20 protein-coding genes are annotated in these 21,782 nt (G+C 55.7%); 18 read left to right on the top strand and 2 right to left on the bottom strand.

Features of this window, described 5'->3' with window-relative positions; all coding sequences use genetic code 11:
* Positions 1 to 84: 84 nt before the first annotated feature.
* Positions 85 to 2,856, bottom strand: a complete 2,772-nt coding sequence (locus tag ACR64Q_RS05885; RefSeq protein WP_313733921.1) for an EAL domain-containing protein — start codon at positions 2,854 to 2,856, stop codon at positions 85 to 87.
* Between the two features lie 317 nt (positions 2,857 to 3,173).
* Here ACR64Q_RS05885 and ACR64Q_RS05880 point away from each other — a divergent pair, with 317 nt between their 5' ends.
* Together ACR64Q_RS05880 and ACR64Q_RS05875 are read left to right on the top strand one after the other, a co-directional pair.
* Complete coding sequence (locus tag ACR64Q_RS05880) at positions 3,174 to 3,695, top strand: hypothetical protein (protein ID WP_205450706.1); 522 nt, start codon at positions 3,174 to 3,176, stop codon at positions 3,693 to 3,695.
* A gap of 414 nt (positions 3,696 to 4,109) precedes the next feature.
* Positions 4,110 to 4,763 carry a DUF2076 domain-containing protein gene (locus ACR64Q_RS05875; protein ID WP_313733920.1) on the top strand — a complete coding sequence of 218 codons (654 nt, stop codon included), beginning with the start codon at positions 4,110 to 4,112 and terminating at the stop codon, positions 4,761 to 4,763.
* Positions 4,764 to 4,960: 197 nt separating this feature from the next.
* On the opposite strand, the gene katG is transcribed toward ACR64Q_RS05875, so the two are convergent.
* Positions 4,961 to 7,183: a catalase/peroxidase HPI gene (gene katG / locus ACR64Q_RS05870; RefSeq protein WP_313733919.1), complete on the bottom strand. Its 2,223-nt coding sequence runs from the start codon at positions 7,181 to 7,183 to the stop codon at positions 4,961 to 4,963.
* A 282-nt stretch (positions 7,184 to 7,465) separates the two neighbouring features.
* Here katG and ACR64Q_RS05865 point away from each other — a divergent pair, with 282 nt between their 5' ends.
* From ACR64Q_RS05865 to ACR64Q_RS05790, 16 genes are all read left to right on the top strand, one after another.
* On the top strand, positions 7,466 to 8,341 hold the full coding sequence (locus ACR64Q_RS05865; protein ID WP_313733918.1) for a LysR substrate-binding domain-containing protein: 876 nt from the start codon (positions 7,466 to 7,468) through the stop codon (positions 8,339 to 8,341).
* A 430-nt stretch (positions 8,342 to 8,771) separates the two neighbouring features.
* Positions 8,772 to 9,053, top strand: a complete 282-nt coding sequence (locus ACR64Q_RS05860; RefSeq protein ID WP_483823283.1) for a hypothetical protein — start codon at positions 8,772 to 8,774, stop codon at positions 9,051 to 9,053.
* A 37-nt stretch (positions 9,054 to 9,090) separates the two neighbouring features.
* Positions 9,091 to 9,282 (top strand): hemin uptake protein HemP, encoded by a 192-nt coding sequence (gene hemP, locus ACR64Q_RS05855; RefSeq protein ID WP_313733916.1) that lies wholly within the window; start codon positions 9,091 to 9,093, stop codon positions 9,280 to 9,282.
* A gap of 82 nt (positions 9,283 to 9,364) precedes the next feature.
* On the top strand, positions 9,365 to 10,150 hold the full coding sequence (locus tag ACR64Q_RS05850) for an energy transducer TonB (RefSeq protein ID WP_313733915.1): 786 nt from the start codon (positions 9,365 to 9,367) through the stop codon (positions 10,148 to 10,150).
* Positions 10,151 to 10,153: 3 nt separating this feature from the next.
* Positions 10,154 to 10,894 carry a MotA/TolQ/ExbB proton channel family protein gene (locus ACR64Q_RS05845; protein WP_313733914.1) on the top strand — a complete coding sequence of 247 codons (741 nt, stop codon included), beginning with the start codon at positions 10,154 to 10,156 and terminating at the stop codon, positions 10,892 to 10,894.
* Positions 10,894 to 11,316 carry an ExbD/TolR family protein gene (locus ACR64Q_RS05840; RefSeq protein ID WP_313733913.1) on the top strand — a complete coding sequence of 141 codons (423 nt, stop codon included), beginning with the start codon at positions 10,894 to 10,896 and terminating at the stop codon, positions 11,314 to 11,316. Before ACR64Q_RS05845 ends, ACR64Q_RS05840 begins: the two co-directional genes overlap by 1 nt.
* Positions 11,317 to 11,756: 440 nt before the next feature.
* The gene (locus tag ACR64Q_RS05835; protein ID WP_313733912.1) at positions 11,757 to 14,111 is read left to right on the top strand and encodes a TonB-dependent hemoglobin/transferrin/lactoferrin family receptor; all 2,355 of its coding nucleotides are present in this window, start codon (positions 11,757 to 11,759) and stop codon (positions 14,109 to 14,111) included.
* A 14-nt stretch (positions 14,112 to 14,125) separates the two neighbouring features.
* The gene (locus ACR64Q_RS05830; RefSeq protein WP_313733911.1) at positions 14,126 to 14,371 is read left to right on the top strand and encodes a hypothetical protein; all 246 of its coding nucleotides are present in this window, start codon (positions 14,126 to 14,128) and stop codon (positions 14,369 to 14,371) included.
* A 146-nt stretch (positions 14,372 to 14,517) separates the two neighbouring features.
* Positions 14,518 to 15,249 (top strand): VPLPA-CTERM sorting domain-containing protein, encoded by a 732-nt coding sequence (locus ACR64Q_RS05825; protein WP_313733910.1) that lies wholly within the window; start codon positions 14,518 to 14,520, stop codon positions 15,247 to 15,249.
* Positions 15,250 to 15,371: 122 nt separating this feature from the next.
* A complete protein-coding gene (locus ACR64Q_RS05820; protein ID WP_313733909.1) occupies positions 15,372 to 16,373 on the top strand; it encodes a ChuX/HutX family heme-like substrate-binding protein in 1,002 nt (333 codons plus the stop codon).
* A 69-nt stretch (positions 16,374 to 16,442) separates the two neighbouring features.
* Entirely contained in the window at positions 16,443 to 16,979 is a 537-nt protein-coding gene (locus ACR64Q_RS05815) for a HugZ family pyridoxamine 5'-phosphate oxidase (RefSeq protein WP_313733908.1), read from the top strand.
* Positions 16,980 to 17,228: 249 nt separating this feature from the next.
* Positions 17,229 to 18,164 carry a heme/hemin ABC transporter substrate-binding protein gene (locus tag ACR64Q_RS05810; RefSeq protein WP_313733907.1) on the top strand — a complete coding sequence of 312 codons (936 nt, stop codon included), beginning with the start codon at positions 17,229 to 17,231 and terminating at the stop codon, positions 18,162 to 18,164.
* Positions 18,161 to 19,255: a FecCD family ABC transporter permease gene (locus ACR64Q_RS05805; RefSeq protein WP_313733906.1), complete on the top strand. Its 1,095-nt coding sequence runs from the start codon at positions 18,161 to 18,163 to the stop codon at positions 19,253 to 19,255. The genes ACR64Q_RS05810 and ACR64Q_RS05805 overlap by 4 nt, the downstream gene beginning before the upstream one ends.
* A gap of 1 nt (position 19,256) precedes the next feature.
* On the top strand, positions 19,257 to 20,072 hold the full coding sequence (locus ACR64Q_RS05800; RefSeq protein ID WP_313733905.1) for a heme ABC transporter ATP-binding protein: 816 nt from the start codon (positions 19,257 to 19,259) through the stop codon (positions 20,070 to 20,072).
* 495 nt (positions 20,073 to 20,567) lie between these two features.
* On the top strand, positions 20,568 to 21,194 hold the full coding sequence (locus ACR64Q_RS05795) for a hypothetical protein (RefSeq protein ID WP_313733904.1): 627 nt from the start codon (positions 20,568 to 20,570) through the stop codon (positions 21,192 to 21,194).
* 156 nt (positions 21,195 to 21,350) lie between these two features.
* Entirely contained in the window at positions 21,351 to 21,683 is a 333-nt protein-coding gene (locus ACR64Q_RS05790; RefSeq protein ID WP_313733903.1) for a hypothetical protein, read from the top strand.
* Positions 21,684 to 21,782 lie beyond the last annotated feature (99 nt).

Genomic DNA, 21,782 nt, shown 5'->3' with positions numbered 1-21,782 from the left:
AGCAGTAAACGGGAATATACCAACAATTCCGCTGAAGGCCAGGTGCATACCTGATAGCCGGAGCGGCTACATTGACAGGCTGGGTTAACACTTGGGCAAACGCCGGCTCCAGGCCATAAACTCGTCTATCGGCACCGGCTTGCTGAACAAAAATCCCTGACAGGCGTGGCAGCCGTGCTGTTCCAGAAACAAACGTTGCGCATCGGTTTCGACCCCTTCGGCAATCACCTCTATCCCCAAGTTATGGGCCATGCCGATGATGGTTTGCACGATCACCGCATCGCTGGTCTTGACACCGATGTTATGCACAAAGGAGCGGTCAATTTTTAACTGGTCGAACGGCAACTGAGTCAGATAGGAAAACGACGAGTATCCGGTACCGAAGTCGTCCAACGAAAAGCGCACCCCTATCTCTCTGAGTGCATGCATTTTCAAGATCGTGTCGTTGATATTCTCCAGTACCAGACTTTCAGTCAGTTCTAGTTCCAGCAAGTCCGGGTTAACGCCATTGTTATCCAGCGCCCGCCGCACCTGTTCGACAAAATCCGCCGATCGAAACTGGCGCGCACTGACATTGACGGCTAACCGAAACTGCTGCGAATAGGCATGTTCCTCCCACTGCTTCAGTTGCATGCAGGCGGCTTCCAGCACGCACTGGCCAATCGGCAGAATCAAACTGGTTTTTTCTGCCAAGGAAATAAACTCCAACGGCGATACCAATCCGCGTTCCGGATGCTGCCAACGCAACAGCGCCTCGGCGCCCACCACTTGATGGTTTCGATACATCTGCGGTTGAAAATACAGCTTGAACTGATTATGAGCCAGAGCAAGGCGCAAATCTTTTTCCAAATCGGCGCGAGCCGTGGCCAACGCCTGCATGCTCGGATCGAAGAAGCGCACGGTATTGCGCCCGGCAATTTTGGCTTGATACATGGCAAGATCGGCGTGCCGGAGTAATTCTTCCGCACCCTCATGATCGCGGTACAAGCGAATGCCGATACTGGCCGAACAATGGAACTCATAGCCATTTAAATCGTAAGGATGAGCCAACGCGTCCAACAATTTTTCGCCGACTTGCTTGGTTTGCATCGCGGCAAGCTCGACATCGGCGCTCAAATCCGCCAGCAACACCAAAAACTCATCGCCACCCAGGCGTCCGACGATGTCACATTCGCGCACGCTAGTGCGTAAACGCCGCGCCACTTCGACCAATAACTGGTCACCGGCATCGTGCCCGCGCGTGTCGTTAAGCGTCTTGAAATTATCCAGATCCAAGAACAGAATCGCACCATATAAGCCGTTGCGGGCGCCGGCAACCAACTCCTGGCCCAAACGATCTTGCAGTAAACGCCGGTTAGGCAAATGGGTTAAAGGATCGTAATAAGCCAAACGGTGGATTTCCGCCACCGCCTCCTTGTTCTCGGTAATATCCGAAAATGTACCGACATAATGGGTAATGCGGCCATCGGGTGCGACTACGGCTGCTATCGTCAGCCATTCGGCGACGATCAAGCCGTTTTTGCGGCGATTCCAGATTTCGCCTTGCCAATGGCCGGTCTCCTGCAATACAGTCCACATAGCCGCAAAGAAGCCCTTGTCGTGGCGCCCGGAGTTGAGCATTTGCGGCGTTTGGCCCAGCACTTCTTCCGAGCTGTAGCCGGTCAACGCGATAAAGGCCCGATTCACCCGCAGGATCACTCCGTCCGGGGAGGTGACGATCATCGCCGCCTGCGATTCGAAGGCGATGGCGCTGATACGCAGCATTTCTTCCGCCTGCTTACGCTCGCTGATGTCCCGAATAATCGCAATACCGCCAACAATTTTGCCGGCACCGTCGCGCGACGGCGCGCAGATCATGTCTATCACTATGCCGGCGGCATCCAGCGCCGGCCGGAATTCGCCTTCATAACTCACCTTTTCACCGTTCAATGCCTGATGCAAGGCGGCGAGTATTGAACCGTCTTTAAACCCCTTAATATCCAATCCGACAATGTTATCGACGGTATTCTGCAAAATAGCAGCGAACGGTTCGTTACAGTAAGTAACGATCAGATCGGTGTCGTAATGAAAAATACCGATGGGCGAGTGTTTCAGCAACAAGCGATAGCGCTGCTCACTGATACGCATGGCCTCCTCTCTTTCCGCGGCATCCAGATGCAGCACAATATTCTCGGTGATACTTAGATTGATACGACGCAAGCTGATCACCATGAAGCACAGGTATAAAGACCCTGCCACGCTCATCGCCACAAACAATCCATTGCCTGACATGAACAAGCGAACAATGATGGGCAGCAGTGAGCTCAAAGAAAATAGCACCGCGCTGAGCAGATCGGCGGAAAATGCCACCACGCCGCCGGCCGACAAACCCGCCAGCATAAAAACCAGAAATAGTTGATGTTGCGAGTTGTTGGCCGGAAACATCAGAAAACCGGCCGCTCCCCACACCAAGCCCACGGCCAGCACCCCAATCCGAAATCTGTTCATCCAGAACCGAGTGCTTTCCCCGACTTCCGGCGCGGCGGATCGATAAGCCTTGACCAGCAAAGTGCGGGAAACCGCCACCAACACAATCAGCGTCAACCAACTGAGCACCACGGGGGCCGCAATCATGTCGCGCTGCATATAGGCCAGAATCGCCGCCAGTAGCGTACTGCTGATCAATGACACATTGCTTGCCGCAAACAGTTGCCGCAGCTGTGCCGCTTGAATTGCTGCTTGTTTGTTCGGGTTACTGCTCACGTATGATTTAGCGGCCGGCTGCTGACTAACGATTGAAGTGGGTTTGAAACGACTATCGATAAGCACTCTGGATTGTACGCTAACCGGATTAACAGGCAATGCTGTTTTTCGCATACGTTTTTCCGAGAACGTAAGCGGATTGCTTCTTAACCTAATCCGGCCAGATATAAGAATTTTTTTATTTCGACCGCCGCGCGCCGGGATATGCGATACCGATCTTTTAGCCAATAGCCAAGGCTATAAAGCGCCAAATCAATGAAACTTTTCGCATCCTCCGAGTTTACTAGCTCACTGATTCTGCTAACCGACCCTCCTACAGTAGGAACGTGACAATGCTTGAAACATGGCTTAGTCGCCCGGGCCTTGAAAATCGTTATATCCAGTTAGGAACGGGTGAAATAAATCCCTTAAACATTAATCGGGAGTCGATCATGACCACAACAACTAAATCTAAGATTTTGCAACACTGTGCGAAATTGGGCTTTTTAGCTTGTCTCGTTAGCCCGCTCAGTCAGGCTGGCCCTTTGGGGCTGGGTTCCAAAGTGCCGCCACGCTCGCAAGTGATTGCGTGCGGCATACACTTTTCATCTGGAGAGCATCCCGTCTCAGTGCGCTGCCCACTGACGACGGCTTGCAAAGGCACCCCTGAACCGGACGTATCCTTAGCGGTTAGCTGGGATGTATTGCGTTGGGATAACAATCAAGTAGTAGCAGGCCCGGACCAAGGCTGTGCGGTTAATCTGAATCTTCCTGCGATTCCGATGCAACCCGACGCTTGCGCGGCGGAAGTCGCCGCGACATTTACAGATAACCCGGATTGTGAAAACGCTGGGCTGAGAGCTATTGTAAAGCCGGCAATTACCGGACCTTACGTTGACATTTATTACGACCCGCAAAACCCGGGCGAGATGTCTATTCCCGGACCGGCGAGCACCGGCACCCTGGTAAAATAATCGATCCGGCCATACGGTAGCCTGTTGGCTTGGTTATTTTCCCCCTAAGCCAAGCCAATCGGCGACCATTACAGCGGGAAACCCTCGGGTAATTTTGACTAACAATTGCGAGTAACCCCAAGAATACCGAAAGAGCAGTAAACCCAATAAATTACCTGATTAGCAAGCTGCTTCTACTGAGTACCTCGTATATCCTCAAAATCGTCAGGTCGGCATACCTTCTTCGGCACATGAGGAATGCCGAAATCCACACCGCATAGACAACTCGAAGCTGAATCACGGGTAATTATTTCGATCCGGCTATTGAAACTTCTGTAGCTTCACCCAACTGTTAACGAAACTTTGCAGCCATTTTAAAGTCTTTGCCCATGCCGGCAGTTAGCCGGGTTATATCTTCACGATAGGAGTTATTGAATGAATTCACAGGAACGCAACCAGCTCAGCCAGTTTCTGAATCAACTGAACGAAGTAAAGCTCACGCAAAAAGATGCCGAGGCCGAAGCGTTGATTAGAGATGCGGTTGCCAAACAACCCGATGCCGCGTATCTGCTGGTCCAACGCGCCTTGTTGCAGGATCAAGCTTTGACTGCGGCTAAAGCACAAATCACCGAGTTGCAAAATCAATTGCAAGCCGGTGCAAGCTCACAACGTAGCGGGTTTCTGGGCAACGATCCTTGGGCTCAACCCACTAACAATAGCGGTGCGGTGCCCGGTGTCGGCAATTATCAAGTGCCGAGAGGGGCTGCTCCCGCGCAATCGCCAAGCTTTTTCGGTGGTGGTGGCGCTGGCGGCAGTTTTCTGGGCAATGTCGCGACCACAGCAGCCGGTGTCGTAGCCGGTTCGTTTTTATTCCAGGGCATCGAAAGTCTGATGGGGCATCACGGTTCCAACGCCTTGGGCCAGCAAGCACTGGGCGAGCACAGCGGCGTTCAGGAACAAACCGTGGTCAATAACTATTACGGCGACGATGCCATCCAGCAAGCCAACTTGGATAATAGTGACGATTTTTCGCTTAGCGACGCAGACTACAGCGTGCCGGACGAAAGCGACGACTCCGACTGGATTTGATTCACCTTGAGTTCTCCCTCACAGGGCAATCTTTGGATTGCCCTTTTTTACTTTTGCTCTATGACGGACGATGGTGACACTTGGCACAAGCGACAGGGGTTGACGCTAGTCTGTTAAGTTGACGATGAAAGGTCTTTTTGCGCAAGGCACCCGACTTGACCCAATCTCGGCCAAATTTGGTGCCTTGCATACCAAGCTCAGCGTTTATCAAATCGATCCAATTCCATCACTTTAGCCCAGGCATTCGCAAAATCCTGCACGAATTTTTCCTTGCCATCTGCCGAGGCATAGACTTCCGCCACCGCCCGTAACTCAGAGTGGGAGCCGAAAATCAAATCCACGGGTGTGGCGGTCCATTTAACTTGATCACTGGTCCGGTCCCGTCCTTCATAAATGCCTTCGGTAGCTGACTTGCTCCATTTCGTGGACATATCGAGCAAATTAACGAAGAAGTCGTTGCTGAGTGTACCCGGACGACTGGTGAACACCCCGTGTTTAACATGGCCGGCATTAGCATCCAAGGCCCGCATGCCGCCCACCAGCACCGTCATCTCCGGCACGCTCAAGGTCAGAAAATTAGCGCGTTCGACCAGCATTTCGGCAGGCGAATGCGCATTGTCTTTGCCAAAGTAATTTCGAAAACCGTCGGCTTTAGGCTCCAGCACCGCGACGGAATTGACATCGGTTTGCTCTTGCGCCGCATCCATCCGCCCCGGTTTGAACGGCACTTGCACTTTGTATCCGGCTTTTTTGGCCGCCTCTTCCACCGCTGCCGAACCACCCAAGACAATCACATCGGCCAACGACACTTTTTTTCCGCCTTTCAAGGAGCGGTTGAATTCGGTTTGGACGGCTTCCAGTTTTGCCAGCACTTTGGCCAGTTCGGCGGGATCATTGACCTCCCAATCTTTCTGGGGTGCTAACCGAATCCGCGCGCCGTTGGCCCCGCCGCGCATGTCGGTACCGCGGAAGGTCACTGCGGACGCCCAGGCCGTTTTCACCAACTCGGGAATCGTCAAATCCGAGGCCAGGATAGTAGACTTCAATTTGGCAACATCCTTGCTGTCGATCAGCTTATGATCAGCTTTGGGAATCGGATCCTGCCAAATGAAATCCTCGGCCGGCACTTCGGCACCAACATAGCGAGCTTTGGGCCCCATGTCGCGGTGGGTCAGCTTGAACCAGGCCTTGGCGAAGGCCGCCTCGAATTCTTTGGGATTATCCAAAAAGCGCTTGGAAATTTTTTGGTAATCCGGGTCCATTTTCAAAGCAATATCGGTGGTAAACATGATCGGCGGGTGGCGTTTGGTCTGGTCATGCGCATCCGGTACAAAGTTGTCGCCTTTGCCGTCTTTAGGTATCCATTGCGTCGCACCGGCCGGACTTTTGGTTTGTTGCCAATCAAAGGTGTATAGCCAGGTCAGATAGTCGTGGGTCCAGCGAGTGGGGTTGGTCGACCAAGCACCTTCCAGACCGCTACTGACGGTATCGACGCCGTTGCCGGCACCGCATTTATTCGCCCAGCCTAAGCCTTGCTCTTCAACGCCGGCAGCGGCCGGCTCTTTGCCGACGCAATCGTCAGGTTTATGGGCACCGTGCGCCTTGCCGAAGGTATGGCCGCCGGCGATCAGCGCCACGGTTTCCTCGTCGTTCATCGCCATCCGGCCGAACGCTTCGCGGATATGCTTGGCAGCGGCCAAGGGATCGGGATTACCTCCCGGCCCTTCCGGGTTGACGTAAATCAAGCCCATTTGCACAGCAGCCAGCGGTTTAGCCAACTCGCCTTTGCCGTCGTGGCGTTCGTCGGCCAGAAATTTCTTTTCCGTGCCCCAATTGACCACTTCGGCCTCCCAATCATCGGCGCGGCCACCGGCAAAACCCAGGGTTTTGAAGCCCATATCTTCCAGGGCAACATTACCCGCCAGCACCATCAAGTCAGCCCAGGATAGTTTGGCGCCGTACTTTTGTTTGACCGGCCACAACAGGCGGCGGGCTTTGTCCAAATTGACGTTGTCCGGCCAGCTGTTTAGCGGCTCAAAACGTTGCTGACCGCCGGACGCACCGCCGCGACCGTCGAAGATGCGATAGACCCCGGCACTGTGCCAAGCCATGCGAATGAAAAACGGCCCGTAGTTACCGTAATCAGCCGGCCACCACGGTTGGGAGGTATGCAGCACGCTGGCGATGTCTGCTTTCACGGCTTTCAAGTCCAGGGTTTTGAATTGCTCGGCATAATTGAAGGCTTTGCCCAAGGGGTTGGATTCAGCGGCGTTCTGGCGTAACGGTTGCAGATTCAGTTGCTCCGGCCACCAGAAGCTGTTCATGGTCGGTTCCGGCACGGCCGGCACCGGTGTAGCGGCCAACGCCGTAGATATGGCTACCGCCAATGTGGAAGCCAGGAAAATTTGTTTGGTTGTCATGGTGCACCTCTGTTCCTTGTTGTGATTTAAGATAAAAATCCGCCGTTGTTTTTCTGTTTAAACACCGCTTGGGATTAACTGTAGCGGCATTTAGTTGCATCGGCACCATATCCCTCCAATAAAAGGGTTCGGTGGACATATTCAACGGGAGATTACCCGCAAACTGAAATTGATTTCTTCGATAGACCGATAGGCCAAGTCAATAATAAGCGCTTCCGAGCTGATATGATTCCAGCCGGATGCGCTTTCGGAACACTTAACTCAACAGCGGATATATAGTCGATGAACTTGCGAGATTTAAGCTATCTAGTGGCAGTAGCGGAGTTGAAAAATTTCAGTCAAGCGGCTGAGCATTGTTCGATTAGTCAGCCTACGTTGAGCACGCAGATTAAGAAACTCGAGGATTATTTGGGCGTGGATTTGTTCCTGCGCGAAAAAAATGCGGTGGAAACCACCGAAATTTGCCGGGAAATTTTACCGATCGCCCGCCGCATACTTGACGATGCTCGCTCCATTCGCCAAATCGCCGCACACGCCAGTGCTCGGCATCGCAACATGCTGTCCTTGGGCGCGTTTCCATCGCTGGCAAGTTACGTGTTGCCGGAATACGTTTTTCGCATCAAGCAGCATTACCCTGATCTAAAAATCCAACTGGTCGAGGAAAAAACCAACGCTCTCGTCGCTTTACTGCTCGACAAAAAGCTGGATGCGGCCTTGCTGGCTTTACCCGTCGAACAGGCGAATTTGGAATCTCGAACCCTATTCGAAGACCCTTTCACCCTGGCGGTGTGCGCCGACCATCCACTTGCCGAGCAGGAAGAAATTGACCTGAACACAGTAGCCAAAGAAAATCTGCTATTGCTGGATGAAGGCCATTGTTTACGCGATCAGGCGCTAAAATTGTGTCATCCGTCCCGCTTCGTGGAACACGACTTTCGGGCATCCAGCCTGGAAACCTTGCGTTTCATGGTCAAAAACGGCGTCGGCGTGACGCTGATGCCTTCGGTCGCCGTGCAGCCTGATGATCCGGACATTCGTTATATCAACATCCGCCAACGGCCCAGCCGGCAAATCGCGCTGGTCTGGATCAAGAATCATCCCCGTGGCGAACTACTGGAAACGCTGGCCGGACTGCTGGCTTATAAACCACTACCCTAAAGCTAAATATTAACCCGGCCCTTAAATACCGTTCGCCTTGTCGAAGGGCACACCAGCTTGGACTTCGAGGAGCATAGCCCGAACGGCATACCCGTGATAAATAGGGCCGGGTTAATAAAAGCGGAATCCACGCTATCAGCCGGACGTACGGTGGCGACTTGCGCTGCTATGGGCATAGCCCTATTTTCAGCTGGTTTACCGCACACAAAGCACTTCTATCGCATTCCGAATAGCATCGGCCCTGCCAACCGCTTCCTAAAAATCCCCAAACCACTAACAGCAAAATACTTTTGCTTGACAAGAAGATGATAATCATTATCATTTGTATCCGACAGTCATTTCTCGTGCTGTCATTGCCGCACCTGCACAGCCTCCTAAGTTATCCAGTGTGCGGCAGTTTATTTTCTAACTTATGCAACCCGAGGTCATCATGTTCGAAGACAACTCTATCGGTGCGCCGAAAAGCCGCGATGTGGCGCAAATTCATGCCGCGACCTGTGTGTTAATGACCCAATTCATCAACGGCCATCACAACCCGAAGCTTGCACATCTGATCGTGCAGCAACTGGGGCGCCTGCTAAGCCACCCGGAACTGGCACATAGTGCTTCCAGCCGCGATATGTACCTGCAACTTCTGGAACACTGGCAAACAGTCACCAATCTGCTGTTAGAGCGCAAATCGGCTCACCTGCAGCCGGTAGCAGCGCATTGAGCGGGTTTGGCATTTATTCGTCACCATTTTTAGTCCTATGAAAAACCCGTCTAACCCAGTGCGACTTGGCCCATCAACCGCCGAAACGCCGCCGGCAATACTGCAAGGCAGGCAGCGGCTGAATAGCCGTTTATTGTTCGGCACCCAAAACGAAATTGTGATCGAACATCAAGGCGACGAATATCGCCTGCGCATTACCAGCAACGGTAAATTAATTTTGACCAAATAAACCGCTAGACCCGACAACCCCAGCCAGCCAACCCTAGGGTAGCCAGCCAATTGTTTTCAGATCAGTTAATCGAGAGGCCTGTATGTTACCGACTGCCAGTTTTCGCCAGCTTGCCTGCCTGGCCCCCATGCGCTTCGTAGCCAACGAAGGGCCTTCTAAATCGATAACCGTTACTCCAAAAGCCGAATATAACGAACGCGGCCTGGGATTTCTCATCGCCCTCGGCTTACATTTGGCCTGGTTCGGCCTGATGCCGAACAGCGAAAAGCAAGAGTCTGTCACGCCACCGCAACCGATCATGGTGCAATGGATCGGCGATATGCAAACTCAGCAAGCGCCCGCCAAACCCGCAGTGCAGCAGCCTCAGCAGCCGGTTGAAAAAGCCGTCAGCAAACCCAAAACACCACCCAAACCGGTTAAAAAACCAAACCTGCTGTCAACCGCCAGCAATGCGCCGGCTGCCATCGCGGCACCCGAACCGACACCAGAGCCGCCGCGTGCCGAACCCGCACCTGCGGCCACTGCTGCTACCTCTGCCTCGGCACCCAGTTCAGCCAGCACCAGCGAGGCCGCATCGGCGCCGATGACCTTGCCCAACCTGAACGCCGACTATTTGAACAACCCGGCCCCGGCCTACCCTAGCACCTCCCGACAACTCGGCGAGCAAGGCAAGGTATTGCTGCGCGTATTGGTCAATAGCGACGGTCAGGTCGAACAAGTCATGCTACGTAAATCCAGCGGCCACGAACGCCTCGACCAAGCCGCCCAAGAAACCGTTCAAAAATGGCGTTTCGTCCCTGCCCGCCGCGGCGAACAGGTGGTTTCCGCCTGGGTCGTGGTTCCCGTTTCATTCTCTCTCGAAGGATAAATCATGGCACTCAATCAAAGTCTCGACCATTTCCTGGCGCAAACCGACAGTGTCGGCGCCTTCCTATTCAGCTTGCTGCTGATCATGTCGGTCGCCAGCTGGTATTTCATCGTGGTCAAAGCCTGGAATGGCATCCAAGTCCGCCGCCGCGCCGAACTGTTTTTACAGAAATTCTGGGCCAGCGACACGCTCGCCGATGTCGCCGGACATCTGGCGGGCGGCGCCCAGGCAGACCCATTTTCGAACCTGACCCGCCACGCGCTGGCCGCCTCTCAACATCATGCCCGCCATGGCAGCCACGGCTTACAACAGGCCGGTTCGACCGCCGAATTCCTGACCCGCTCGATGCGCCGCGTCATCGACGAGGAAACCGCGCAGCTGGAATGGGGTTTGACTGCGCTGGCCTCCATCGCCAGCACCGCGCCTTTTATTGGTTTGTTCGGCACGGTCTGGGGTGTCTATCACGCTTTGGTCAACATCGGCCAAGGTGGCTTAGGTGGACTCGATCAAATCGCCGGCCCGGTCGGCGAAGCGCTGATCATGACCGGCTTAGGTCTGGCGGTCGCGATTCCGGCGGTACTGGCTTATAACGATTGCGTGCGCAGCAATCGCTTGTTGTTAGCCCGTTTGGACGGCTTTGCCCACGACCTGTTTGCCTTTTTAACCACCGGCGCCACCATCGCCAGCGCGCCAGCCGCCGCCGTTGCCGGCGTCGAACTGGCCTTTGCGAACGGAGAAAACTAATGGCATTCGGCGGCTTCGATCAAAACAAGGGCGGCGGCCACACCGTCGCCGAAATCAATATGATCCCGTTAATCGACGTGATGCTGGTGCTGCTGGTGATTTTTATGATCACCGCGCCGCTAATGACGCATGCGGTGAAAATCGATCTGCCCAAAGCCAGCAGCGTGCCGCAGCAACCCAGCGAAGATCCGGTTGCGTTATCGGTGGACGGCGAAGGCCAATTATTCTGGAATCAGGAAGCAATCGACCGCACCGTTTTGAATCAACGCCTGGCTGAAGTCGCGCAATCGCCGCAGCAACCGGAATTGCATATCCGTGCCGATCAAAACGTGCCGTACCACTTCGTCGCCGAAACGTTGGCGGATGCGGCCAAAGCCGGGGTCAGTAAAATCGGTTTCGTTTCCGAACCGGACAAAAAGTAAAGCAAGCCCTGGCTTCCCCCCTGATAAACGGAAGCCAAGGTCACACAAAGAAAAATTACGGCTGGTTTCGGGATGTCTGACCTAGACAAGGCAAGGACTGCCGACTTGCAATGGCAAACAAGCCAGGATGTCTAAGCGTCAGACATCCCGAAACCGGCCGCACATAGCCCGTTAAACTCAAGGGCCAAAACCGTAAGCGCGACGTCAGCCGCGATTACAAAACCAAACACATCAGCCACCTAGCCATTCGCGCCAGGCAGCCAGCATTTGAGACTGCACTGCCTGTTGGAATCGCTATGCTTTTATCTTTAAGCGCTCGACCTTGCTTGACCATGCCCCGCGCAGACTACTGTCTTCGCCCGCGGCGTGACCAGACTGGTCGACGTCCCTTTGTTAACGCTTCGAAATTCAGCCGTTTCTGTCCGCTTGCCGGCCAGACAATGTGCGCCCTATTGCTGCTAAGCGCGATAACCGCCAAGGCTGCCGAGGATGCTGCAATAGACAATGTCGATGAATCCGCGGATGTGGAACTAGCCCCCGTCACGGTAAAAGCCAAAATCGACCATCCGCCCGCAAAAACCGCCCCCGGCACCGAATCGACCATAGACGCCGCAACCATGGAACAGCGCATGGTGCGTAATATCAAGGACCTGATTCGCTACGAACCCGGCGTCAATGTCGGCAACGACCCGCAGCGCTTCGGGGCCAGCGGCTTTACCATTCGCGGACTGGGCGGCAACCGGGTGTTAATGCAGATCGACGGCGTGCGCCTGCCGGAAGCCTTCCGCATCGGCTCGTTTGCCAGCGCCAATCGCAACGCGGTGGACATGGATGCCTTAAAAGCCGTGGAAATCGTGCGCGGCTCCGGCTCGGCGTATTACGGCGGCGACGCCATGGGCGGCACCGTCAATTTCGTTACCAAAGACCCGCGCGATTATTTAAGCGTATTTGGTAAAGATTATTACACCGGCGTGAAATTGAATTACAACACCTCGGACAATGGTTTCGTGCAAACCGGCACCTTGGCCGGCGCGCTGGGCAGCTGGGAAAGCATGGCGCTATTCACCCACAATCAAAGTAACGAGACCGACAACAAGGGCACGGCGGATTTTGCCGACGGCCGTCGCACCACGCCCAGCCCGCAAGAAAACCTCGGCTATAACCTGCTAGCCAAGCTGCTGTACCGATTTAACGACGACAACGTGTTGCGCCTGACCGGCGAATGGCTGGACAGTCGATCAGATATCGACGCTTTGTATCTGCGCGGTGCCGACATCAGCCTGCGCAACGTCAACAGCATGCTCACTACCGATACCCAATCGCGTTGGCGGCTGACGCTGGATCATACTTTGCAGCATCTGGATACGCCGCTGTTCAACGCTGTGTTGTGGAAGTTTTACACGCAAAAATCCGCTACCGGGCAAGTCACTCTGCAAGATCGCACCGCCAACGTGGACGGCAACACGCTCACCGAGCGAATTTTCGATTATGCCAACGACGACTTCGGCGGCGAACTAAAACTGGGGAAAAACTTTGATTTAGGCGAGACCAGGCATGCGCTGCAATACGGCGGCCAAATCAGCAAAAACAGCATAGCGCAACAACGCGACGGTAGCTTTACTTGCGTCAGCGGCTCGGTTAACCCGCGCACCGGACGTCCTAATAGCATTTGTCCCAAAGGTCGTATCAGCAAGACCGTGACGCCGGACGAGTTTCCGGTACGGGATTTTCCCTTATCTACGGTGACTAAGGCCGGCGCGTATATCGAAGACGCCGTCAGCCTGTTCGACAAGCACATTGAGCTGATCCCCGGCGGCCGCTGGGAATATTTCCGGTTGTTGCCCAAATCCGATTATTTATTCGAAAAAGCTTCGGCGAGCGCGGTAGCAGAAGGTGCAGACCCAATAGTACCGAGCATTATCGACGCCAACGCCTTTTTGCCCAAATTCGGCGCCTTGCTACATCTCAACGAGATATTCACGGTGCACGGCCAGTATGCGCATGGCTTTCGCGGTCCCAACTTCAGCGAGAGCAATCTCGGTTTTACCAATATCACCGGCGGATACACCAATCTGCCCAATTACAATATCCAGCCGGAGACCAGCGTCGGCGCCGAAGTGGGTTTGCGCGGCCAGGGTATGGCGGGGACTTTCGACATAAGCCTGTTTCGTAACGATTACGACCACTTCATCTACAACGCGGTGATTTGTAACCCGGCGACCGCGGCCTGTCCGCCGTTGGGGTTTACCACCTATCAAAACATCAATAGCCCCGACCCGATCCGCATTCAGGGTATCGAAATCAAAAGCCGGTTTTATCTGGACTGGTTAAATCCGTCGCTAATCGGCGCCAGCCTGCTGTTCAGCGGTTCCTTTACTGAAGGCATGAATCTAAAGACCCAACGCAATGACGACGAGGCCCTCAGACAAATTAGCCCGATGAAAGCCGTCGTTGGTCTGCGCTACGACCAACCCAGCGGCGACTGGGGCACGGAAGTGAACCTGACCTTGGTCGGCGCCAAACAAGCCAATACCGCGCCGGCTGACGCCCTATTTCTGCCCAGCGGTTACGGCGTCATCGATTTCAATACCTACTACAACGCCAACAAGCATCTCTCATTCAATTTCGGGGTATTCAACCTGCTCGACAAGAAATATATCGATTGGGAAGACATCAACACCCGCGCCGGCGATCCACATACCACGCTGGGCAATTTCGCCGGTGCGGAGCACTGGGCCGACCGCTATTCTCGGCCCGGCCGCAATCTCGGCGTCACCGTAAAACTGGCCTTTTGATGGAGAAAAATCTTATGACCAAGGGATACAGGGCCAAGAAAGAGGCCCATAAAAAATTGGAAACACTGTTCGAAGAATTGCTGGAACACGAGGGTTTCGGTGAGCTGCGGGTAGACATGCGGCTGTTAAAGCGCGGGCAAAAGGAAGTGATCATCTATTGCGGCAAACAGTACCGCTATGTCCTGGACTTTCAGGTGCAAGACGCGCCGAACGGCAATCGCGACACCAACCCGCTGCTCGGATGCCGAGAGCCGCACTGAGTTTTAAATTTCCGCCACCGCAAAGGCCATTGGCCAGCGCGGATAGCCGGCACGGGGCCGAAGCGGCGGAAGCTATTTTTGACGACAGCAACGGATCGTCTTCGCGGTGAAGAGATGCGTCAATTTACTCACATAGGAAACCAACCATGAAAACTGCACAAAAACTGACCTTAATCGCCGGCCTGTTGGCTGTTTCCGGTAGCGCTTCGGCTGACTTGACCAATGGTCCCGACCCTTACGCCGCCGGCTCCGGCTTCGACACCCCAAGCGAAGCCAGCTGGGGCAACTGGAACCGTGGCGATGCCGGCACGCTGTATGCGGAATGGGACAGCTTCGTGGATAACTCTTATCCCGGCATCCGCACCGCGGCGGCGGATGTGGGCAGCGCCGGCACCACCGATGCCAATATCGGCTGGAACGCCGGCACATTCGCGGCCGGATCGGGCAATTTGTACAGCTTCAGCGTTACCGAGAATTTCACGGCTTCGCTGAGCGGCTCTACCAACAACGAGCCCTTAAGAGCAGCTTTGCAATTCGAAACCTGGGGCGTGCAAATGGACTACAACAGCCTGTTACTGAATGGCGTAGCGCCGACCTTTACGACGCAAACTTTCTACGATGACGACTACGAAAGTTCGTTCGGCCCTGTCGAACTGGTGCAATACCTGGCCTATTGGGACTTATCCGGACCGGCAAGCAATTATTTGTTCTCGTTCAATAGCGCCGGACATAGCTTGAGTTTGGGCCAAGTCGCTATCGACATTGGTCCCAGCACCGATCCCGTAACCAGTGTGCCGCTGCCGGCGGCAGTATGGCTGTTCGGCGCCGGCTTCATGGGCTTGCTGGGTTTAAATCGTAAAAAAGGCCTGGCGGCATAAACGTCGACCTGTAAACGCTTTGCATCCTGGCCGCGCGGCCCGGCTGCAAAGTCCCTAACCTGCGCTGACTTGGAAACATACAGCGCATTCGCTTAGCGGAGCTCAGCGTAATGGCAAAATCCATGACTAAACATCCCGAATCCAGCGCGGACACTTTGAAACAAGCTTGGCAAGACCTGCGCGCCGATCACCCGCATATGCGGATTCGCGACGCCGCAGCGACATTGGGCGTCAGCGAAGCCGATCTGCTGGCAACCGACTGCGGCAACCGGGTCACCCGTTTGCGGGAACACTGGCCCGCGCTGCTGGGCGCGGTAGGCACGCTGGGTCCGGTGATGGCTTTGACCCGCAACGCTTTTGCGGTGCACGAAAAAACCGGGCTCTACGAGGACATATGCCCATGCGGCGACTTTATCCTGATTACCGGACACCATATCGAACTGTGCCTATCGACCGGCGTTTGGCATTCGGGTTTCGCAGTGATGGAAGAAACGCATCTCGGCCCGCGCCACAGCCTGCAATTTTTCGACACAGGCGGCGAGGCCGTGCACAAGATTTATCTCACAGAGCATTCCGATGCCGGCCTTTACCGGCGCTTGATCGACATATTTCGTGCCGACGATCAGTCGCCCAATCTGGCACTACCCACCGATGGCGCCAAGCCGGCGCTTGGCGCCATCGCCCCATCCAAGGATTTGCCGGAACACTGGCGGCGCTTGCTGCTAGCCGACACGACCGAGGCTGCCGTCACAGGCCGGATTGCCGCACCGGCACTACGCGAACTCATGCTCCAACTGGCGGAACTGCTGTTGCCGATACAAGTGGTGGTCGGCAATCGCGGCGCCATGCAACTGCACGACGGCCCTATTCAAAACCTGAAAATTACCGGACCCTGGTTCAATGTTCTGGATCGGGATTTCAATCTGCATCTTAACGAAATGGCCGTGGCCGGCGCGGACATCGTCCAACTCACTTGCGGGCAGCAGGCTTTGACCGGTCTGCTGGTTCGCGGCCAAAACCAGCAGAGCATAGCGTCCGTTTTCGGCGGTTACGACGAAACCGACGGTGAAAGCTTTTTCTGGCGCGACTTGCTACTGGCCTCGGCGGTTACAGGAGGTTCCTAGCATTTTGCATCGCTACCCAAAACCGTAAACCGACACATTTTATTGATACCCCCACACCTGGAAACCAGCATGAACCACAAGACCATCGATCTCGAACAAGTCAGAGCCGCTTATACCGCTCTGCCGCAAACATTTTCCTCCGCGCTAATGGCCACGGTCAGCGCCTCCGGCGAACCCGAAGCCAGTTACGCCGCCTATGTAAGGCACGACGGTCATTATTACATGTATGTCAGCGAACTATCGGCGCACACCCAAAACCTGTTGAACAACGGCCGGGTTTGTCTTTTGTTCGTCGAGGACGAAGACAAAGCCGCGCATTTGTTCGCCCGGCAGCGGGTTACCTATCACTGCTCGGCCGGCGAGATCGACCGCGATACCGACGCTTTCGCCTACATCATGGGCTTATTCGAGGAAAAATTCGGCGCGTTCATGAAACAGTTACAAAACATGCAGGACTTTCATCTGTTTTGCATCCGTCCGCAACGCGGCAGTTTCGTGCAAGGCTTTGCCAAGGCATTTTCGATTGAAGGCGACGATCTGGCGCAAATCCGCCACGTCAACGATGTCGGCCACCAGACCCGCGAACCGGCCGAAGCCCCGGCGTAAGGCGGAGCGACTTTAGCCGCGAGCGAGGCAGCCTATCAATCCGCCATTAAATACCGTTCATCCTGAGCCTGTCGAAGGGCGAACTACCTCGGGCTTCGACGAACCCAGCCCGAACGGAGCACCAGGGATAAATAGGGCCTAATGAATAAATCAAACGAAAAACCGAACATGAAACAGACCACATCCCTATTGATCCGGCCTAGTGAAGTTTTAATATCCGTTCGCCTTGAGCCTGTCGAAAGACGGCTTGTGCTTCTACCAAATCAGCTCGAACGGTTCACACAGTTAAGGGCCGGATCAATACGCCATAAACTTGCTCGAGCCGCATGCGCGGCCTTCCTCTGGCTATCGGCCGCCGCGCCGGCCGACGCCACCGTGCCGGGCCGCATCGTCTCGGTCGGCGGCGCGTTGACCGAAATCGTCTACGCCCTGGACGGCGCCGAGCACCTGGTCGGCGTCGATAGCACCAGCCTGATGCCGGCCGCCGCCCAGGCGCTGCCGCAAGTCGGCTACATGCGCACGCTGTCGGCCGAAGGCGTTCTGTCGCTGCGTCCCGACCTGCTGCTGGCCAGCGCCCACGCCGGGCCGCCGGCGGTGCTGGAACAATTACGCGCGGCCGGTGTGCGTATCGAAACGCTGGCCGAGGACTATTCCGCCGCCGGCATTGCCGCCAAAATCGGCGCGATTGCCGCCTTGCTGGATAAACCGGAGCAAGGCCGGGAACTGGCCGGCCAAGTGCAAGCCGACTTCGACAGCTTAGCGCAGTGGCGCGCGCAAAGCCGTGAACAACCCAAGGTGCTGTTTTTGATGGCGGTGGCTCACGGCGCACCGCTGGCATCCGGCCGCGGCACCGCCGCCGACGCGGTGTTGGCGCTGGCCGGCGCCCGCAATGCCGCCGGCGAACTGCAAGGCAACAAACCCATCGGCACCGAAGCAATGGTCGCCGCCGCGCCGGACGTGATTTTGTTGACCGACGTCGCCGCCAACGCCATCGGCGGCCTGGAGGCGTTCTACCGGCAACCCGGCATCGCCCAAACCCCGGCCGGCCGGCAGCGTAAAGTCTTCGTGGTCGATACCATGGCCTTGCTCGGTTTTGGCTTGCACAGCGGCCAGGCGGTGCTGGAACTGGCCAAACGACTACACGGCGAGCCGGCGGTCGCCATCGACGCGGGTGCCGGCCGATGACCATCCATGCCGCGGCCGCAGTAGCCGGACCGCGTCTTCGGCTGAAACCGGCCATGAGCCGCGCCGGCCTGTGCTGGCTGCTGGCATTGCTGCTGGTTATCGCCGCCTTAGCCGCGCTGGGCAGCGGCGCGGTCGCCATCTCGGCCGGCCAGGCCGTCGCCATCGTCGCCGACCGGTTCGGTATCGCCCTGCCCTGGCCGTTCGGCGCCGACCAGCAAGCGGTGCTGTTGGCGATTCGCGCGCCGCGCCTGGTGTTGGGATTGCTGGTCGGGGGAGCCTTGGCCGCGTCCGGCGCGGCGATGCAGGGTTTATTCCGCAATCCGCTGGCCGATCCGGCCTTGATCGGCGTTTCCAGCGGCGCGGCGCTGGCCGCGGCGGCGGTCATCGTCTTGCGCGACAGCCTGTTCGGTGCAGTGGCCGGCGTATTCGGTGCCTATCTATTGCCGATCGCGGCCATAGTTGGCGGCTTTGCGGTCAGTTGGCTGGTGTACCGGCTGGCCGACAGCGGCGAGCGGCTGGACGTAGCCTCGCTGTTACTGTCCGGCATTGCTATCAACGCGCTGGCCGGCTCGGCCACCGGCTTACTGGTCTATCTGGCCGACGACGACCAGTTGCGCAGCTTGACCTTCTGGAGTTTGGGCAGCCTGAACGGCGCCGGCTGGGACGGCGTCGCCATCGGCGCGCCGTTTTTACTGGCCAATTTGCTGCTGTTGCCGTGGCTGGCCGATGCCTTGAACGCTTTGCTGCTCGGCGAGGCCGAAGCCGGCCATTTGGGATTTCCGGTCGAACGCATCAAAACCGGCGTGGTGGCCTTGGTCGCGCTCGGCGTCGGCGCGGCGGTGGCCTTGTCCGGCGTGATCGGCTTCGTCGGCCTCGTGGTGCCGCATCTATTGCGGCTAGCACTGGGACCGGATCATCGCTGGCTGTTGCCCGCGTCGGTACTGCTCGGCGCCTTGCTGCTGATCTGCGCCGACTATCTGGCCCGCACGTTGGCGGCGCCGGCCGAGATTCCAATTGGCATCGTCACCGGCCTGCTCGGCAGCCCGTTTTTTCTGTGGCTGCTGTTCCGGCAAAAATTGATGGGCCATTGACATGCTGCAAGCCATAGACCTGAGCTTACGCGTCGGCGCGAAAACCTTGCTGGACGGCGTGACGCTGGAGCTGCGCCCCGGCGAAGTACTGGCCGTGGCCGGCCCGAACGGCGCCGGTAAATCCAGCCTGCTACGGGCCATGAGCGGCGAGTTGGCGCCGTTCGCCGGCCAAGTGACGATGAACGGCCGGCCGCTGGCCGCATGGCCGCCGCAGCGAGCGGCGTTGCTGCGCGGCGTGTTGCCGCAAAGCTCCGGGCTGGCATTCCGCTTCACGGTGCGCGACGTGGCCCTAATGGGCCGCAGCCCGCAACGCAAAACTCACACCGCCGCGCAAAACCGGGCCATCGCCGAACAAGCGCTGGCATTGACCGATACCGGCCATCTGGCCGAACGCATCTACACCACGCTGTCCGGCGGCGAACGCCAACGGGTGCAGCTGGCGCGGGTGCTGGCGCAAATCTGGGAGCCGCAAGACCCGCTGCACCGCTATTTGTTGCTGGACGAACCGACCTCGGCGCTGGACCTGGCCCACCAGCACACGGTGCTGGCCATCGCCCGCCGCTTCGCGGATGAACAACAGGCTGGCGTGCTGGCGGTCTTACACGACCTGAATCTGGCTGCGCTGTATGCCGACCGCATCGCCCTGCTGCACCAAGGCCGACTGGCCGCCATCGGCACGCCCGCGCAAACCCTGAGCAGCGAGGTGATCCGGCAAGTGTTCGCTTACCCGGTCAGCATCAGTAGTCATCCGCAAATCCCGGGCGCGCCGTTGGTGATTCCGCGGCGGCAGGCCGCGCCGGGCGTTGTGGGGCAATGAAGGCCGGCGGCAACGAGGCTGCCAATCGAGCGCACCGGATTATTAACCAGACCCTTGATTTCACTGGTTCCGTCGTTCCGGCGTATGTGGGAGACGTTAGACCACACAGCGAATCCAGAGAGAACTCTGGACTCCCGCCCACGCGGGAGCGACGATGTTTGAGGGCCGGGTTAATGACACCCGATTTAGCGTGTTCGGAGGAATACGTTAACAACGCCGCCAGGGAAGGCGGCACCTTATGATTCAATGCCACACTTGTTTAGACATAACGATGGTGTTGTTGGAAGTAAAATCGAATAAACTGGCAGCGAACACTAGCCCTGTAGCAATCGGTCGATCCGGTGATTCAGTAACGGCGATTGCCCCGTTACCTGTCATTAGTTTTGATTGCCGATTGGTATACGGATAGGAAAATTCCATGCTAACCAATCAGTTATTGCAAAAATGAGTATTAGCTTGGTGATATAGGGAAACCTCTTAATAAAAGGAAGGATCATGACATCTCACAGAAGCAGAAATCACGCAGAACACATTGAAAGGAATTTGATTGCGTGCGCTCCTTGGGCAAAAGAACGCACTTACCTATTCGAATGGCTTTGCGCTGCAGAATTTCATTGGTTCTTTGTTCAAGGTTTAGATGCAATCCGTAATGAATTTATTGTTCCTGGCGTCTCTTCTCTGTTGAATGGCATAGAAGCCAGTCTTCGAGTAACTATCGAGCATTTACAAAGCCAAGAAAAAGCACCGCCAGAACCTTCCCCATACAAAGTTCTTAGTAATAACCTATTAGTTAGAGCTCAAGAAATGGGCATGCCAATAGGATTGCTGGCCTTTCCAGGTGAAGAAAATTATGACGAGAAGCTAAAAAGTCAAAAGCCAAATCGTGTTGATGTGGAAGTGGTAAGGTTGAGAAACAATATTTGTCATGGAAATATCTCTGAGTTTATCAACACTGAACTTGGGCCTGAAAACTCCTTTTTCACTCCAATGAGTTTGGCTAATATAGCTGATCAATTGCTGGCTGTAAGTTTTGATTGGGCTAAAGGGCTTGGTGAATATCGAAGAGAGCATGGACTGCTTCACTATGACGAGAGTAAGAAACCGAATGAAAATCCAGGCTAAAAAGGCAAATTCACACGGACTGCCAAAAGCTGCGCCGCTCGTTTCTCACCATGCAGCTTTTGGCACCCAAGAATTTGCGGCGTTATGCTACTTAACGTAAAACCAATTGGGTCCCTATACACCACTCAAAACGAGTCGGACATAGGAGAGCTTTCCTTGAGCAGATCCGGTTTGCGGGTGGTTGTTGGTACAAACCACAGTGGGAACAATGAAAGCCTATGGGTGGAATATCACTTTGATGCGCCTCGCGGGTTCAGATTTCTTGATGAAGGCGATCTGATCAGATACTGGGAATCAGGTGTGTTTACTCACGGCTATCATCTATTTGAAATTACGACAGGTGGTTGGCTTGAACAGGAAACGCAGTTGCCTGGAATGTTAAGCGTTACCTCGGCAGTGGGGACGTTCCGTGAGTGGTTCATTTGTACAACAAACGGATGCATCAATGTTTTGTCTGTAAAGGAACCCTTAATCCGGGAATTGGCCTGATCGAGCAGAAGCATAACAACGCCATCAACACGGACGGTCTCGGCGAACGTTAGCTAGGGTGGGCACGGTTTTTGTTTCCACGCGGATTTTCTGGTTCCC

It is taken from the genome of Methylomonas sp. 2F7, assembly GCF_057126975.1.
The sequence above is the reverse complement of the archived record's forward strand: the minus strand, read 5'-3'. Positions and strand labels throughout refer to the sequence as shown.